The sequence below is a fragment of the Amycolatopsis sp. NPDC049252 genome, from assembly GCF_043197175.1.
GTDB lineage: Bacteria > Actinomycetota > Actinomycetes > Mycobacteriales > Pseudonocardiaceae > Amycolatopsis.
In genome coordinates, this window is sequence record NZ_JBICSQ010000015.1 from 31009 (window position 1) to 46685 (window position 15677).

A 15677-nucleotide genomic window follows, 5' to 3' on the forward strand; every position below is an offset into this window, starting at 1 on the left:
GAGCCCCTCCCTTGACCGAGCCACCGTAACGCAGGGTGCGCACATGCAAAGAACGTTGCAGATTTGCTGAAGTGCAGTATACGTTGTCCGCACTCGCGCAGCCCGGATCACGGAAGGTGCTCCCCATGACGCTGCTGGCACGACTGGACCGGCTCCCGCTGAGCCGCCCGCACTACAAACTGCTGCTCATCGGCGGGCTCGGGTACACCTTCGACGGCATGGACTCCGCGGTCGTCGCGTTCCTCCTGCCCAGCGCCAAGACCGCGTGGGGACTGGACAACGGTCAGCTCGGGCTGATCGGCTCGGCCACGCCGTTCGGCTTCCTCTTCGGCGCGATCGCGGCCGGCCTGCTCGGCGACCGCATCGGCCGCAAGAAGGTCATGATGTACGCGCTGGCCTTCTACGCCCTGTTCTCGGTCATCGCGTCGTTCTCGCCCAGCTACGAGGTCTTCCTCGGCGCCCGGGTGCTGGCCGGCGCCGGCGCGGGCGCCGAAAGCGCGATCATCGCGCCGTTCCTGTCGGAGTTCGTCCCCGCGAAGCGGCGCGGCTGGTTCGTCGGCGCGCTCGCCGGGTTCTTCTCGTTCGGCTTCGTCGCGGCCGCGCTGATCGGGCGGTTCGTCGTGCCGTCGTTCGACGAGGGCTGGCGCGTCGCGCAGCTGGTCACCGCGTTGCCGATCGTCATGCTCCTGTGGTGGCGCCGGTCGCTGCCCGAATCGCCGCGCTTCCTGCTCGCGCAGGGCCGGGACGCCGAAGCCGAGACGGTCGTCGCCAAGCTGGAACGCGACGTCGAGAAGGCGACCGGCACCGCGCTCCCACCGGTCCCGGCCACCAGTTCGGCAACTGCCCAGCCCGTGACCGAGGCGCCGAAGGTCAACCTGCTCAGCGCGCTGAAGTTCCTGTGGAGCCCCGCGATGGCGCGCCGGACGGCGGTGATCTGGGCCGTCTGGTTCGTGATCACGTTCTCCTACTACGGGTTCTTCTCCTGGATCCCGACGCTGCTCGTCGAGCGCGGGATCACGGTGACCAAGAGCTTCGAGTTCTCGATCATCATTTACCTGGCCCAGGTGCCCGGGTACTTCTCGGCGGCCTGGCTGTCGGAGCGGCTCGACCGCAAGCACACCATCGCGCTGTACCTGGCGGGCTCGGCGGTGAGCGCGTTCTGGCTGAGCCAGATGTCCGCGCCGTGGTCGATCACGCTGGCCGGCGCGGTGCTGTCGTTCTTCCTCAACGGCACCTACGCCGGGGTGTACTCCTACACACCCGAGGTGTTCCCGACCTGGATCCGGGCCAGCGGCACCGGCCTGTCGAGCGCGTTCGGCCGGGTCGGCAGCATCCTGGCGCCGACGATCATCGGCCTGTCCTCGGCGAGCCTCGGGTTCGCCGGCGTCTTCGGCCTGACGACGATCGTCCTGGCCGCCGGGGTGGTGTGCGTGGTCGTGTTCGGCCTGTCCACCGCCGGCCGCTCGCTCGAAGAACTGACCGAACGCGGTGCGCCCGCGGCCACCGCCAAGGAGATGACGAAGTGAATCTGTCCACTGTGGAGGAACGGGTGCGCGACGCGATCGGCGTGCGGCTGTTCACCGTGCTCGCGTGGGTGCCGGAGCGCCGGGCGCTGCGGCGGGTGCACAGCAGCCATCCCGCGGAGTACCCGGTCGGCGGGGAGAAGACCGTCGAGGTCGCCGCGGGCTGGCTCGCGCGGTGCGTCACCGAGCAGGAGCCCTACCTCGGGCCGGACCGCGCGGCCGTGCGCGAGATCTTCGCCGACCACGCGCTGATCGACGCGCTCGGCTGCGGTGCGGTGATCAACGTGCCCGTCGTCGCGGACGGCCGGACGCTCGGCGTGCTCAACATCCTCGACGCGGAAGGCCGCTACGACGAGGATTCGGTGGTGACGGCCGCATCGCTCGCGCCGCTGGCCGTGCCCGCGCTGCGTGACCTGGAGGAGAACCGGTGACCGGATCGCTGTTGCTGCGCAACGCCCGCCTGCTCGACCCGCTGACGGGGGAGTACACCGAAGGTGACCTGCGGTGCGCCGACGGGCGGATCGTCGAAACCGGCCCGGGACTCACCGCGGCCGACGTGCGCACCGAGGACCTGCGCGGTGCCGTCGTGCTGCCCGGGCTGATCGACGCGCACGTGCACGTCACCGCGTCGACCGCCGACCTCGGCTCGCTGTCGTCGGCGTCACCGTCCTATGTGGCCGCTCAGGCCGCCCGCACCATGAGCGGGATGCTCGACCGCGGCTTCACCACCGTCCGCGACGCCTCGGGCGCCGACTTCGGCCTCGCCGACGCGCAGGCCGAAGGCCTGTTCCGCGGGCCGCGGCTGCTGTTCTGCGGAAAGGCGCTGAGCCAGACCGGCGGGCACGGCGACAGCCGGACCCGCGGCACCCACGTCCGGGACGACCACCAGTGCTGCGCGGGCCTCGGCCGGGTCGCCGACGGCGTCGACGCGGTCCGCGCCGCCGCCCGCGACGAGCTGCGCAAGGGCGCCCACCACATCAAGGTGATGGCCTCCGGCGGGGTCGCCTCCCCGACCGACCGCATCGACTCGACGCAGTACTCCGCCGAAGAACTGCGCGCGATCGTCGAGGAGGCCGAGGCGGCCAACCGGTACGTCGCCGCGCACGCCTACACCGCCCGCGCCGTGAACCGGGCCCTGGAACTGGGGATCCGGTCGATCGAGCACGGCAACCTCCTCGACGACCGCAGTGTCGAGCTGTTCGTCGAACGGGACGCGTACCTGGTGCCGACGTTGGTGACGTACTGGGCGCTGAAGGAGGAAGGCCGCGAGCACGGCCTGCCGGAATCCAGCTGGCGCAAGGTGGACGACGTCCTCGGCGCCGGACTGGCCGCCCTGGAGCGCGCGGCCCGCGGCGGCGTGAAACTGGTCTACGGCACGGACCTGCTCGGCGGCATGCACCGCCACCAGAATCACGAGTTCCGCCTGCGCGCCGAGGTCCAGTCACCGCTGGAGGTACTCCGCTCGGCGACGTCGACCGCCGCGGACCTGCTGAACCTCACCGGCGAGATCGGCACCCTCGCCGTCGGCGCGCACGCGGATCTTCTCGTGGTGGACGGCGATCCGCTCGCCGACGCCGGAGTGCTGACCGGGCGGTTCCGTCATGTGGTGCAGGGCGGGGAAGTGGTGTCCGGCTGAGCCGCGAGGTGACGATGGAGGATTTGGGACGCTGAGCGGCCGGAATCCTCCATCGTCGAACGCTGAGGTCCGGTTGTCACACCCAGTTCCGCACGCCCGGCGCGTAGCCCTCCGGCTTGTCGCCGATCTTCAGGACGGGTTCGCCGCGGCGAGCACGGAGGATCCGGCCGCGGCGCGAACCCTTGAGGCGGTGTCCTAGACCCAGTTCCGCGCGCCCGGCGCGTAGCCCTCCGGCTTGTCGCCGATCTTCAGGCCCGGGGTGACGATCCAGTTCTGGTACTCCGGCGTGAACATCCGGTAGACCGACGCCGGTGGGACGGCGCTCGCCTCGTCGAGCAGCGTGCGCAGCTCGGCCGGGATCTCGAAGTCGAGGGCCGCCATGCTCGAGCTGAGCTGCGCGGCGCTGCTGGCGCCGACGATCGCGGACGCGATGCCCGGCTGGGTGGCGACCCAGTTGAGCGCGACCTGGGCCATCGTCACGCCCAGCTTGCCCGCGACCTCCTCCAGCGGCTTGAGCAGCGCCCAGTCCCGCTCGGTCCAGGTCTGCGCGTCCGGGTCGGCGTACCGGCCCTCGGTCCCGGTGCGGTACTTGCCGGTGAGGAATCCGCCGGCCAGCGGGCTCCACGCCGTGACGCCGAGGCCGAGGGTCTGTCCCATCGGGACGTGCTCGGTCTCGATCTCCCGCTGCACCAGCGAATACGGCAGCTGGAGGTTGATCACCGGCGTGAGCGCGTTGGCCTCGGCGAACGTCTGCGCCCGCGAGGCGTACCAGGCGGGCACGTCCGACAGCCCGGCGTAACGGATCTTGCCCGCGCGGACGAGGTCGTCGAACGTCCGCATCACCTCTTCGACCGGGGTGAGCCGGTCCCAGGTGTGCAGCAGGAAAAGGTCGACGTAGTCGGTGCCCAGCCGCCGCAGCGACGCCTCCAGCGCGCGGACCATGTGCTTGCGCCCGTTGCCGCCCGCGTTCGGGTCGCCGTCGGCGACGCTGTTGGTGAACTTGGTGGTGAGCACCACCTTGTCGCGGACGTTCGCCTCGGTGACGAGCTTGCCGAGGATGGTCTCGCTCTCGCCGGCGGTGTAGAAGTCCGCGGTGTCGATGAAGTTGCCGCCCCCGTCGAGGTAGCGGCGGAAGATCGGGCGGACCTCGTCCTCGGTCTTCCCGTAGGCGGCGTGGAAGCCGCCGGTGCCGAAGTTCATCGTGCCCAGGGCGAGCCTGCTGACGCGCAGCCCGGAGCGGCCGAGGAGGTAGTACTGGTCGAGTGCCATGGGGAACTGCTCCTGTACAAGGGAAATCTTGTGGACTTCTTCAGGGTGCCGGTACTTTTTTGGACCGGCAAGTCCACTCAGCGGCAGCGGTAGCTGGACGCCACCGCCGGGTCGCCGTGGCCGTCGTACCGCGAGACGCGCGGGTACCCGCACAGGTCGCGGCTCTGCTTCCCGTCCGTGGTCGCGGCCGCCAGCGTGGCCGGCGCCTTGCCGTGCTCGACCCAGTCGACCAGCGCGCCCAGCGGGTTCACCGGCGCCGCGCCCTGGCCGCCGCCGCAGTGCTCCACCCCCGGGGCGACGAACAGCCGGTAGAAGCCGTCGACGTCGCCCATCTCGCGTTCGACCTCGGCGTGGTAGCGCAGCACACCGCCGGGTGGGATCAGCTGGTCGTCCGAGCCGACGTAGGTGATCAGCTTTCCGCCCGCGCGCCGGAACGCGGAGAGGTCCGGGTCGGCCGTGCCGATGACGTCGTCGTACTCCCGCACCGACTGGCGGAACAGGGCGGTGTACTGGGCGTACGTCAGCGTCGAGGTGTCGAAGTCCGCCTGCTTCTCGACGAACGACCGCACCCACTGGACGGCCACCTGGAAGCCGGGCGCCGCCCCCGCCAGCCAGGTGAAGTCCGCGCCCTTCGGGAGACCGTCCCACAGCTTCCGGCCGCGCTCGTCGGTCGGCCCGGCCCAGATCTTGCGCATGACCTCGGCGTCCTTGGCCGTGACGGTGACTTCCTGGCCGTCGCAGACGACCTTCGTGCCGATCAGGCTTCGGGGGTCGTAACCGCATTCGTCCGGCCGGTCGACGACGCCGTTCGTGACGCCGTCCCGCGCGTCGCACGCCTTGATCGCGGCCTCGCGGAACGCGGTGAGGACGCACGTGCCCAGCCGGTCGTGCTCGTTGTTCATCACGACCTGCGGCCAGAGCGTCGCCACCGCGAACTGGGTCCAGTGGACCGCGGGTGCGTTCGCCAGAACGCCGTCGAAGTCGGCCGGGTAATTCTGGGCCTCGGAGTAGCCCTGGCGGCCGCCGGTCGAGCAGCCGGTCCAGTACGAGTACGTCACCGGCCGGTGGTAGAACCGCTGGGTGACGTCCTTGCCGAGCACGGCGGCCTCGTGCACCGAGCGGGTGGCGAAGTTCGTCAGGAGCGGCCGGTTGACCTGGCCGGGTGCGGTCAGCGCCCACGACGTGTCGAGCCCGGTCAGCACGCCGGCGTCGGTCGTCACGGCGCTGTAGCCTTCCTTGACCGCCTGGACCAGCGGCGCGCCGAACTCGCCGGCGGCGTACGCGCTGCCGCCCAGGGCCTGGAGCCGCCCGGTCCACCCCTGCTGCGGCAGGGCGACCAGGACGTTGACGTGGTCGCCGGCGCCCGGGTGGGTCAGCGTCACGGTGACGGCGCAGTAGCCGGGCTGGGGCTCGGCCCGGACCGACTCGATCTTCGCGCCGGCGGGCGCGGAAACGGGGACGGCGGCGCAGGGCGTCGAGGCCGCCGCGGCACTCGGCGCGAACTGGGTGACGGTGGTCACCAGCAGCGCGGCGAACAGCAGTACGGATCTCTTCTGGTGCATGGGCACCGAAGTTAGGGCGACGGCGGTGGCCTCCGCGCCCGTCGGACGACGTCATCGGTGTACGTCGTCCCCGGTATCGTCCCGAGCGGGAGGACACATGACGCTGCACGGGCGGGAAACCGAGCGGAAGGACCTGGGCGAGCTCGTCGACGGTCCCGAAGACCGCAGTGGGATCCTCATCCGCGGGGAAGCCGGGATCGGCAAGTCCGCGCTCGCCGCCGAGGCGGCCGCCGCCGCGTCCGTCGCCGGGCTGCGCGTGCTGCGGACCACCGGCGCCGAGGCCGAGCAGGACCTCGCCTACGCCGGGCTGCACCAGCTGCTCCACCCCGTCCGGGCGGGGGTGGGCGACCTCCCCGCGCCGCAGCGGGCCGCGCTGCGGACCGCGCTCGGCCTCGAGGACGGGCCGGAACCCAGCGCCTACCTGGTCGGCCTCGCCGCGCTGACCCTGCTGGCCGACGAAGCCGCCGCGAAGCCGGTGCTGGTCGTCGCCGACGACGTGCACTGGCTGGATCGCGCGAGCGCCGATGTCCTGGCCTTCGTGGCCCGGCGGATCGAAACCGAGCCGCTCGTCCTGGTCGCCACGATCCGGGACGGCGCCGCGTCACCGCTGCTGGACGCCGGGCTCTCGCCGATGCCGCTCGGCCGGCTCGCCGACGACGTCGCCGCGGAGCTGCTGGACTCGGTCGCGCCCCGCCTCGACCCGGCGCTCCGGTCCCGGCTGCTCGCCGCGGCCGCGGGCCACCCGCTGGCGCTGACCGAGCTGCCGAGGGTGGACCTCGGCGCGTTCGGCTCGGTGCTGCCCCTGACCGAACGGCTGGAACGCACGTTCGGCGCCCGCGTCGCGACGCTGCCCGCGCCCACCCGCACCGCCCTGCTGGTCGCGGCCCTGAACGAGACCGGCTCGATCGCCGAGACCCTGGCCGCGACGGCGTCGATCCTCGGTACGCCCGTCGAACCCGAGATCCTGGCGTCCGCTGTGGACGGTCGGCTGGTCGAGCTGGGCGCCGGCTGCCTGACGTTCCGGCACCCGCTGATGCGCTCGGCCATCCCGGCCGCCGCGACGCTCGCCGAGCGGCGGCGGGCGCAGCTCGCGCTGGCCGAAACCCTGCGCGAGCAGCCCGACCGGCGGGCCTGGCACCAGGCCAGGGCCACCGCCGGTCCCGACGAAACCGTGGCCGCGGACCTGGAGGCGGCCGCCGGCCGGGCCCGGCACCGGGGCGGGGCGGCGGCCGCGATCGCGGCGCTGGAGCAGGCGGCGCGGCTCAGCGAAGACCCGGGCGCGCGGGCGGACCGGCTGCTGCGGGCCGCCGAGCTGGCGGTCGAGTCCGGTCGCCGCGAGACGGCCGAACGCCTGGTGCGCACGGCCGGGGACCTCTGCCCGCGCCGGCGGGCGACCGCGAACCGGCTGCTCAGCGGGTTCGAGGACGGCGTCCGCGAGGACCCCGCGCGGATCGGGGAGCTGGCCGGGCTCGCCGAGTCCGTCGCCGCCGAAGGGCAGGACGACGCGGCGATGCGGGTCCTCTGGGGTGCCGCGATGCGGTGTTTCTGGGCCGAGCCCGGTGCTTCGGCCCGGCAGCGGCTGCTGGACGTCGCCGACCGGCTGCCCGTTCCGGACGACGACCCGCGCCTGGTCGCCGTCGCCGCCTACGTCGCGCCGTTTGACCGCGGCGAGGTCGTTCTCGAGCGGCTGCGGGAGCTCGCCGGTGCGGCGGGGGCCGACCCCGAGGTCGACCGCTACCTCGGGAGCGCGTCGCTGCAGGTGGGCGCGTTCGACCTGGCCGCGCGGTTCGCCGCGGCCGCGGCGCCGGGCCTGCGTGCCCAGGGCCGGCTCGGGGTGCTGCCCCGGGCGCTGGCCGTCCTGGCGTGGAGCCGGGCCCGGCTCGGCGACCTGGCCGGGGCGGTGCCCGCCGCCGCGGAGGCCGTCCGGCTCGCGCAGGAGACGGGCCAGCCGTTCATGGGCGGGCTGGCGCTGGCCGTGCAGGCCGAGATCGCCGCCCTGCGCGGGGAGCACAAGCAGGCGAAGGCGCTGGCCGACGAGGCCGAACGCGCCGGGCTCGCGGCCGGTGCCCGCCCGGTGCTGGCGACCGTCCAGCTGACACGCGGGCTGCTGGCGCTGAGCGAGGGCCGGTTCGAGGACGCGTTCGCCGACCTGCGCCGGCTGCTCGACCCCGCCGACCCGGCCTACCAGCTGGCCCTGCGCGCGTACTGCGTCGCGGAGCTGACCGAGGCCGCGGTGCGGACCGGGCAGACCGAGGCGATGCGCGCAATCCTGGCCGAGCTGGAGCCGCTCGCCGCGGTGACGCCGTCGCCGGCGTTGCACATCGGGCTGCGGTACGCGCGGGCCGTGCTGGATCCGAGCGACGAGCGGTTCGCGGCCGCGCTGGCCGCGGACCTGGCCGGCTGGCCCGCCGAACGCGGGCGCGTGCACCTGGCCTTCGGCGAGTGGCTCCGGCGGCAGCGCCGGGTCGTCGAGTCGCGGGCGCACCTGCGCACCGCGCGCGAGACGTTCGACGCGCTCGGCCTGACGTCCTGGGCCGAGCGGGCCCGCGGTGAGCTGCGCAGCGCGGGGGAGTCGAGCCCGAACCGGGGCCCGGACGCGCGGGAGAAGCTGACCCCGCACGAGCTGAGCATCGCGCAGCTGGCCGCCGACGGGCTGACCAACCGCGAGATCGGGCAGCGGCTCTACCTCTCGCACCGGACCGTCGGCACCCACCTGCACCGGATCTTCCCCAAGCTCGGCGTCAGCTCCCGCGCCGACCTCGCGGCGACGTTGCAGGCCCTCGGCGACTGACTTACGCCGGGTGCGTCATCCGACGGGCGCGGCCGGCGTGCCGTCCGTCCTAGCGTCGAAGACGTCCCACGGTCTTTCGCTCAGGAGCTCAGATGATCAGCAGGAGACGATTCACGCAGGCGTTCGCGGCCGGGCTGGCGGCGACCACCCTGGCCGCCTGCTCGGCTCCTTCTTCTCCGCCGCCCGACCTGCGTTCGGGGTCCGGCGAGAACACCTCGCTCGGCACGATCAAGCACGCCGACGCGGGGCTGGTGACCATGGCGTACGCCGAGTTCGGCCCGGCCGGCGGGCCGCCGGTGGTGCTGCTGCACGGCTGGCCGTACGACCCGTACAGCTACGCCGACGTCGCGCCGCTGCTGGCCGCCGCGGGCTACCGGGTGATCGTCCCGTTCCTGCGCGGGTACGGCCCGACGGCGTTCAAGTCGGCGGCGACGGCCCGCAACGGCCAGCAGACGGCCGTCGCGCTCGACGTCGTCGCCCTCATGGACACGCTGAAAATCGACAAAGCGATTCTCGGCGGGTACGACTGGGGCTCGCGGACGGCCGGCGTGATCGCGGCGCTGTGGCCGGAGCGGTGCAAGGCCGTCGTCCCGGTCAGCGGGTACATCGTCACCAACCTCAAGGCGAACCAGCAGCCGCTGGCCCCGGCCGCGGAGCTGGGCTGGTGGTACCAGTACTACTTCGCGACCGAGCGCGGCCGCGCCGGCTACGCGGCGAACCGCCACGACTTCGCCAAGCTGATCTGGAAGACGGCGTCGCCGGCGTGGACCTTCGACGACGCCACCTTCGACCGCAGCGCGGCGGCGTTCGAGAACCCCGACCACGTCGCGATCGTCATCCACAACTACCGCTGGCGGCTCAGTCTGGCGCCGGGCGAGCCGCAGTACGAGGCGTACGAACGGAAACTCGCCGCCGGAGCGACCATCGGCGTCCCGGCGATCACCCTGGCCAGCGACTTCGACGGCGCGGCCAAGGACGGCAAGGCCTACCGCGCCAAGTTCACCGGCAAGTACGAACACCGGGTCCTGGACGGCATCGGGCACAACGTGCCGCAGGAGGCGCCGCGGCCGTTCGCCCAGGCGATCATGGACGCCGACCGGCTCTGAGTCCTCAGGCGACGGTGGCGTCGAGGGTGACCTCGATGGTGCCGCGCGTCGCCTTGGAGTACGGGCAGACCTGGTGCGCGCCGCGCACCAGGTCGTCCGCCGTCGCCTGGTCGATGCCCGACGCTTCGAGGTGCAGCGCGGCGCTGAGCTGGAACTCGCCGGCCGCGGTGTCGTGGTGCAGGGTGACCTCCGCGACGACGGCGAGATCGTTCAGCGGCACCTGCTTCACGCTCGCGACCCGGCGCACGGCGCCGACGAAGCAGGACGCCCAGCCCGCGGCGAACAGCTGCTCCGGGTTGGTGCCGCCACCGGCGCCGCCGAGCGCCTTGGGCACCGCGAGGCCGACGTCGAGCAGGCCGTCGTCGGAGGTCGCGCGGCCACCGTTGCGGCCCTCGGCGGTGGACGTGGCGACGGCGGTGTAGGTCACTTCGGACATGGTTTTCCTTTGCACTGGCAGGATCGACGGGGTCGACGCTAGAAACCCGGCCGGTGCTGCGGCGACCGTCGGACGACGTCACCGGTGTACGTCACGGGGTGAGGTCGGCCGGGCGAACCTGCTCGCCGTGGCCTGCACCGCCCGGTCCTCATCGGACACTCACTGGGCGGCGCTGAACCTCGAGCCGGCTGGGTGGGGAGGCGGCTAGAGCCGGCCTGCCGCCGCGCGGACTTCCTCCAGTACCTGCCTCAGCGGTTGCCCGGTCGCCTCCGCCGCGGCTCGCACCTCCTCGTACTCCGGCTGTGCCGTGACCACGACTCCGTTCAGGTACCCGCGTTTCACGCTGACCGCCTGGCCACGGTGATCCACCGTCACGCTGTCGCGCGGCAGGGCGCGCCGCTCCACCGGGGACAGGCGGACACCCAAGGTCGACGTGTGGGCGAAGACCGCGGCGCACACCCCGTCGACGCGGTCGTCGGCGGTCAGGACCGTGAGGACGACGCCCGCCCGGCCCTTCGGGGCCGTCACCGGGGCGCACCAGGCGTCCGCGGCGCCCGCTTCGCGCAGGGCCGACAGGACCTCCGGCCACAGGCGGGGGTCGAGGTCGTCCACGGTCGTCTCGATCACCGTCATCGCCGTGCTCACCCACGACGGCGCGGCGCCGGTGCCGGCGCCGACGACCACTCGGACGACGTTCGCGTGCCCGGGCGGGTCGGCCGTGCCCGCGCCGACGCCCACCTTTTCCGGTACGCACGAAGGCATCGGGCCGTACGCGCCGGCCAGTGTGACCAGTAACGCCGCGCCCGTGGGCGTGCACAGCTCCCGCGCCGCGGGGTGGGTGGCCACCGGAGCGGCCGCGCCGGTGAGCAGGGCCAGCACCGCCGGCGGCGGGACGGTGAGCCTGCCGTGCGCCGCCGTCACCGTGCCGCCGCCCACCGCGATCGGCGACACCGTGACGCTCGCCTCCAGCAGTCCCAGCGCCTCCAGCCCCAGCGCGCAGCCGACGATGTCGACGATCGCGTCCAGCGCGCCGACCTCGTGGAAGTGCACCCGCGCCGCTTCGATGCCGTGCACCGCGGCTTCCGCTTCGGCCAGCCTGCCGAACACCGCGGTGGCGAACCGCTCCGCCCGGCCGGGCAGCCCGGCACCCGCGATCAGGTCGAGGATCTCGGGCAGGTGGCGGGCATGCCGGGTCTCCGGGGCCTCGACGAGCACCTGCCGGGCCCGCAACCCGTGGCGCCGCACCACTTGCTCGGTGAGGCGGACGTCGTCGACCGGCAGCTTGGCGAGGCCCGCGACGATCCCGTCGAAGTCCGCGCCGGCGTCGACCAGTGCGGCCAGCAGCATGTCGCCCGCGCAGCCGTTCCCGGCGTCGATCCACCCGACCGTCACGACGCCACCGACTGACGCGCGACGCGGGCCGCGGCCACACCGGCGCCGAACCCGTTGTCGATGTTGACCGTCACCACGCCGGGCGCGCAGCTGTTGAGCATCGTGAGGAACGCGGTCAGCCCGTCCATGTGCCAGCCGTACCCGACACTGGTCGGCACCGCGATCAGCGGCACACCGCAGAGTCCGCCGAGGACGGTCGGCAGCGCGGCCTCCATCCCGGCGATCGCCACGATCGCGTCGGCGCCGGCGATCCGGTCGCGTTCGGCCAAGAGCCGGTGCAGCCCGGCGACCCCGACGTCGACGACGAGGTCCGGTTCCGCGCCGAACACCGCCACCGTCGTCGCGCATTCGCGGGCGACGGGCAGGTCCGAAGTGCCCGCGCACACGACGGCAACCCGGCCGCGGGGCGCCGGTGGCTCCCCGAGGGTGACCGTGCGGCCGGCGTCGTCGATCCGCGCGCCGGGAAGCCGTTCCCGGCACAGGGAGCGGGCTTCCCCGCCGACCCGGGTCGCGAGTACCGCCCGCCCGGGATGCTCTTCGTGCAACCGGGCGAGGGTGGCCACGATCTGGCCGTCCGTTTTGCCCGCGCCGAACACCACTTCGGGATCGCCCGTCCGGACCACCCGGTCGAGGTCCAATCGCGCAAAGCCGAGATCCGCGGTGGTTGCCGCCGTTCCATCTGTCGATACCACAGCCGACACGTTAGTGTTGGTCCGCCGCACCTGTAAACTGCGCCGGGGGACAAGCGCACGAATACAGCAATGTATTGACTGCGGGGGACCGCCGCGATCGACTTACCGCACGCAAGACGCCTCGAGCGGAGGAAACGTGCTCTCTTATTGTCGAAAATGGATCACCGCGCCGGTACGACCAGCGGGGACGCGCTAGTGGACGCGGGGCCGGCCGGCCGGCTGCTGGGCCGGCTGCGGGAGCTCGGCGGCGTGGCCGTCGCGTTCTCCGGCGGGGTCGACTCGGCGCTCGTGCTGGCGGCCGCGCTGCGGGCGCTGCCGGGTGACCGCGTGCTGGCCGTGATCGCCGATTCGCCGAGCCTGGCGCGGGCCGAGCTCGCCGCCGCCCGGGAGCTCGCGGCCGGCCTCGGCGCGGAGCTCGCGGAGGTGCCCGTCGCGGAGCTGGAGGTGCCCGGTTACCGGGCGAACGCGGGCGACCGCTGTTACTTCTGCAAGCGCACCGTGCTGAGCGCGGTCGGAGAGCTGGCGCTGGAGCGCGGCCTCGCGCACGTGGCCACCGGAACCCACGCGGACGACCACCGTGCGTTACACCGGCCTGGTCTGCGAGCCGCCCGGGAACTACAGGTGGTCGAGCCGCTCGCCGATGCCGGCCTGGGGAAACACGACGTCCGGGCGCTCGCGGCCGAGTGGTCACTCGCCGTGGCCGAAAAGGCGTCGACACCGTGTCTCGCGTCACGTATCTCGGTCGGGGTGCCGGTCTCTTTACGGAGGCTGGGTCTGGTGGAACGGGCCGAGATCGCGGTGGGGGCCCGGCTTGCCGGAGCCGGCGTCCACCCGCGTGATCTGCGCGTCCGCCTGCTCGGCGAGGGGTTCCGGGTCGAGCTCGACCCGGCCGCCCGTGACGCCGTCGACGCCCGGCCCGGTCTCGCCGGGGCGGTGCTCGCGGCGCTGGGCGAGCTCGGGCTGACCGGCCCGGGTGCGGTGGCGGCCTACCGGGCGCCCGCGCTCGCCCCGCCCACCTAGGACCGCGCACCCGGATTTTCCCGGCGCGTTCCCCGGCGTTCCCTCTCTGTCCCCAAAAGCCGACGAAAGAACCAGCAACCGGAGTTCCCGCTATCCCGTTAATGTCATTCGTCCGTCAATTGCGACCGATCGCACACGGTCCGCGTCGATCTTGACGGCGCGATCATGAAATAGTCACGCCGAAGCAATGCCGAGAACACCGAACTGCTTCTCCCGCTTTGCCAAGCGCATTTTTCGGATATTGTTCCTGAGTTCTGCGCGCGGGCCGCTGCGAGCGGTAGCCGTGCGCGTACGGTGGGGGAGGTCCTGTGTACTTCAAGGTGCTCGGCACGTTGCGGGTCCAGCGTGACGGGGAGCGGGTCGATCTCGGCGGGCTCCGGCAGCAGCGGCTGCTCGTGATGCTCCTGCTCAACGCCGACAAGGTGGTCAGCGCCGAGCGGCTGCTCGAAGCCATGTGGGACGGCGAACCACCGGTGACGGCGCGGCGGCAGCTGCACAACGCCGTGGCCGCGTTGCGGCGCAGCTTCGCCGCCGCCAAGCACCTCGTCGTCAAGGACGGCCCCGGGTACCGCATCCAGGTGGACCAGCAGGACATCGACGCCCACCGGTTCACCGCCATGGTCGCCTCGGCATCCGCGGCGGCGGCCACCGGGCGCACCACCGCGGCCGTCGAGCTGCTGGAGTCGGCGCTCGCGCTGTGGGAGGGGCCCGCGCTGTCCGGGTTGCACAGCCCGGTGTTCGAGATCGCCGCCGCCCGGTTCGAGGAAAACCGGTTGTCCGCAACCGAACGGCTCATCGGACTGCGCCTGGACGGCGGAGACGCCGCCGCGCTCGTCCCCCAGCTGGGCGAGCTGGTCTCGCAGCACCCGCTGCGGGAGGAGACCCGGAAGCTGCTGATGCTGGCGCTGCACCGGTGCGGCCGCAAGGCCGACGCGCTCACGACGTACGAGCAGTGCCGCCGGCTGCTCCGGGACGAGCTCGGCGTCGATCCCGGTGCGAGCCTGCGGGAGCTCTACGAGCGCATTCTGCGTGACGACCGGCCGCGCACCGCGGCCCCGGCGCCGTCCCGGGCCGCCGGGCACAGCAACCGCTCCTTCCTGCCCTACGACACGGCCCACTTCTCCGGGCGCGCCGAGGAGCTGCGGTTCCTGACCGGCTGCCGCTCGGCGGCCGGCACCGCGCTGAGCATCCTCGCCCTCGACGGCATGCCCGGCGTCGGCAAGACGACGCTCGCCGTGCGGCTGGCCCACCAGCTGGCGCACCGGTTCCCGGACGGGCACCTGTTCGTCGACCTGCACGGGCACTCGGCCGACCAGGAACCCCTCGGCCCGGACGCCGCGCTGGAGCGGCTGCTGCTGGACTTCGGCGTCGCGGCGGACCAGATCCCGCACGACGGCAGGCACCGCGCCGCGCGCTGGCGGGCCGAGCTCGCCGAGCGCCGGGTGCTGGTGGTGCTGGACAACGCCCTGGACGCCCGGCAGATCCGGCCGTTGCTGCCCGGGACCGGGAAAGCACTGGTGATCGTCACGAGCCAGCGGCGCCTCGCCGGGCTCGACGGCGTGACGTCGCGCTCGCTCGACGTGTTCTCCCCGGCCGAGGCGGCGGCGCTGTTCACCCGGATCGCCGGGCTCGGCCGCACCGGCGGCCGGCCGGACGCGGTCGCGGAGATCGTTTCCCTGTGCGGGTTCCTGCCGCTGGCCGTCAGCATCGCCGCGTCCCGGTTCCACAACCGGCCCGCGTGGACGCTCGAGCACCTGGTGACCCGCCTGCGCGACCGCGCGAACCGGCTCGGCGTGCTTTCCCTGGACGACCGCAGCGTCGCCGCGCAGTTCGAGGCGTCCTACCGGAAGCTCTCGGCCGGCCAGCGCAGGCTGTTCCGCGTGCTGGGCGGCACCACGCACCCGGGTGAGGAGTTCGACGCCGGCACCGCCGCGCTGCTGCTGAACCAGGCCGTGCCCGACGCGGAGCGGCTGCTGGAAGAGCTCTTCGACGCGCACCTGGTCCGGCAGCGGACCGCGGGCCGGTACCACTTCCACGAGCTGGTGCAGGACCACGCCCGGGCCAAAGTGGACGACCGGGATCCGGGCGACGGCCTGCGGACCACGTTCGGCCGCACCGCGCTGGCGTCGGTGACCGAGCTGGAGTGCAGCTTCGGCTGAACCGGTTGCCCGGCAACACCATCGCGCTCCGATGCACCACCGATGGGCGGGCGAGGCCGGGCCGATGGCGGCGCCCGCCAGGCTGGGTACC

Annotated in this window: 12 protein-coding genes; 7 read left to right on the forward strand and 5 right to left on the reverse strand. The window is 73.1% G+C overall.

What is annotated here, in order from left to right; all coding sequences use genetic code 11:
- Positions 1-125: 125 nt before the first annotated feature.
- Genes ACGFMK_RS19240 through ACGFMK_RS19250 form a run of 3 tightly spaced genes read left to right on the forward strand, consistent with a single transcriptional unit; the run spans position 126 to position 3159 of the window.
- Positions 126-1526, forward strand: a complete 1401-nt coding sequence (locus ACGFMK_RS19240; RefSeq protein WP_392764632.1) for an MFS transporter — start codon at positions 126-128, stop codon at positions 1524-1526.
- The gene (locus tag ACGFMK_RS19245) at positions 1523-1954 is read left to right on the forward strand and encodes a GAF domain-containing protein (RefSeq protein ID WP_392764634.1); all 432 of its coding nucleotides are present in this window, start codon (positions 1523-1525) and stop codon (positions 1952-1954) included. The genes ACGFMK_RS19240 and ACGFMK_RS19245 overlap by 4 nt, the downstream gene beginning before the upstream one ends.
- Entirely contained in the window at positions 1951-3159 is a 1209-nt protein-coding gene (locus tag ACGFMK_RS19250) for an amidohydrolase family protein (RefSeq protein ID WP_392764636.1), read from the forward strand. The genes ACGFMK_RS19245 and ACGFMK_RS19250 overlap by 4 nt, the downstream gene beginning before the upstream one ends.
- 195 nt (positions 3160-3354) lie before the next feature.
- On the opposite strand, the gene ACGFMK_RS19255 is transcribed toward ACGFMK_RS19250, so the two are convergent.
- On the reverse strand, positions 3355-4428 hold the full coding sequence (locus ACGFMK_RS19255; protein WP_392764638.1) for an aldo/keto reductase: 1074 nt from the start codon (positions 4426-4428) through the stop codon (positions 3355-3357).
- Between the two features lie 77 nt (positions 4429-4505).
- Positions 4506-5990 (reverse strand): tannase/feruloyl esterase family alpha/beta hydrolase, encoded by a 1485-nt coding sequence (locus tag ACGFMK_RS19260; RefSeq protein ID WP_392764641.1) that lies wholly within the window; start codon positions 5988-5990, stop codon positions 4506-4508.
- A 97-nt stretch (positions 5991-6087) separates the two neighbouring features.
- On the opposite strand from ACGFMK_RS19260, the gene ACGFMK_RS19265 reads away from it, so the two are divergent.
- Positions 6088-8781: an AAA family ATPase gene (locus ACGFMK_RS19265; protein ID WP_392764644.1), complete on the forward strand. Its 2694-nt coding sequence runs from the start codon at positions 6088-6090 to the stop codon at positions 8779-8781.
- Between the two features lie 92 nt (positions 8782-8873).
- On the forward strand, positions 8874-9887 hold the full coding sequence (locus ACGFMK_RS19270) for an alpha/beta fold hydrolase (protein WP_392764646.1): 1014 nt from the start codon (positions 8874-8876) through the stop codon (positions 9885-9887).
- A gap of 4 nt (positions 9888-9891) precedes the next feature.
- On the opposite strand, the gene ACGFMK_RS19275 is transcribed toward ACGFMK_RS19270, so the two are convergent.
- The 3 genes from ACGFMK_RS19275 to larB all read right to left on the reverse strand — a co-directional run bounded on the left by ACGFMK_RS19275 (position 9892) and on the right by larB (position 12407).
- Positions 9892-10323 carry an Ohr family peroxiredoxin gene (locus ACGFMK_RS19275; RefSeq protein ID WP_392764649.1) on the reverse strand — a complete coding sequence of 144 codons (432 nt, stop codon included), beginning with the start codon at positions 10321-10323 and terminating at the stop codon, positions 9892-9894.
- 204 nt (positions 10324-10527) lie between these two features.
- A complete protein-coding gene (gene larC / locus ACGFMK_RS19280) occupies positions 10528-11715 on the reverse strand; it encodes a nickel pincer cofactor biosynthesis protein LarC (RefSeq protein WP_392764652.1) in 1188 nt (395 codons plus the stop codon).
- Positions 11712-12407: a nickel pincer cofactor biosynthesis protein LarB gene (gene larB, locus ACGFMK_RS19285; RefSeq protein WP_392764654.1), complete on the reverse strand. Its 696-nt coding sequence runs from the start codon at positions 12405-12407 to the stop codon at positions 11712-11714. Before larB ends, larC begins: the two co-directional genes overlap by 4 nt.
- A 156-nt stretch (positions 12408-12563) precedes the next feature.
- On the opposite strand from larB, the gene ACGFMK_RS19290 reads away from it, so the two are divergent.
- Positions 12564-13427 (forward strand): ExsB family transcriptional regulator, encoded by an 864-nt coding sequence (locus tag ACGFMK_RS19290; RefSeq protein ID WP_392764657.1) that lies wholly within the window; start codon positions 12564-12566, stop codon positions 13425-13427.
- Between the two features lie 308 nt (positions 13428-13735).
- Complete coding sequence (locus ACGFMK_RS19295; RefSeq protein WP_392764659.1) at positions 13736-15586, forward strand: BTAD domain-containing putative transcriptional regulator; 1851 nt, start codon at positions 13736-13738, stop codon at positions 15584-15586.
- Positions 15587-15677 lie beyond the last annotated feature (91 nt).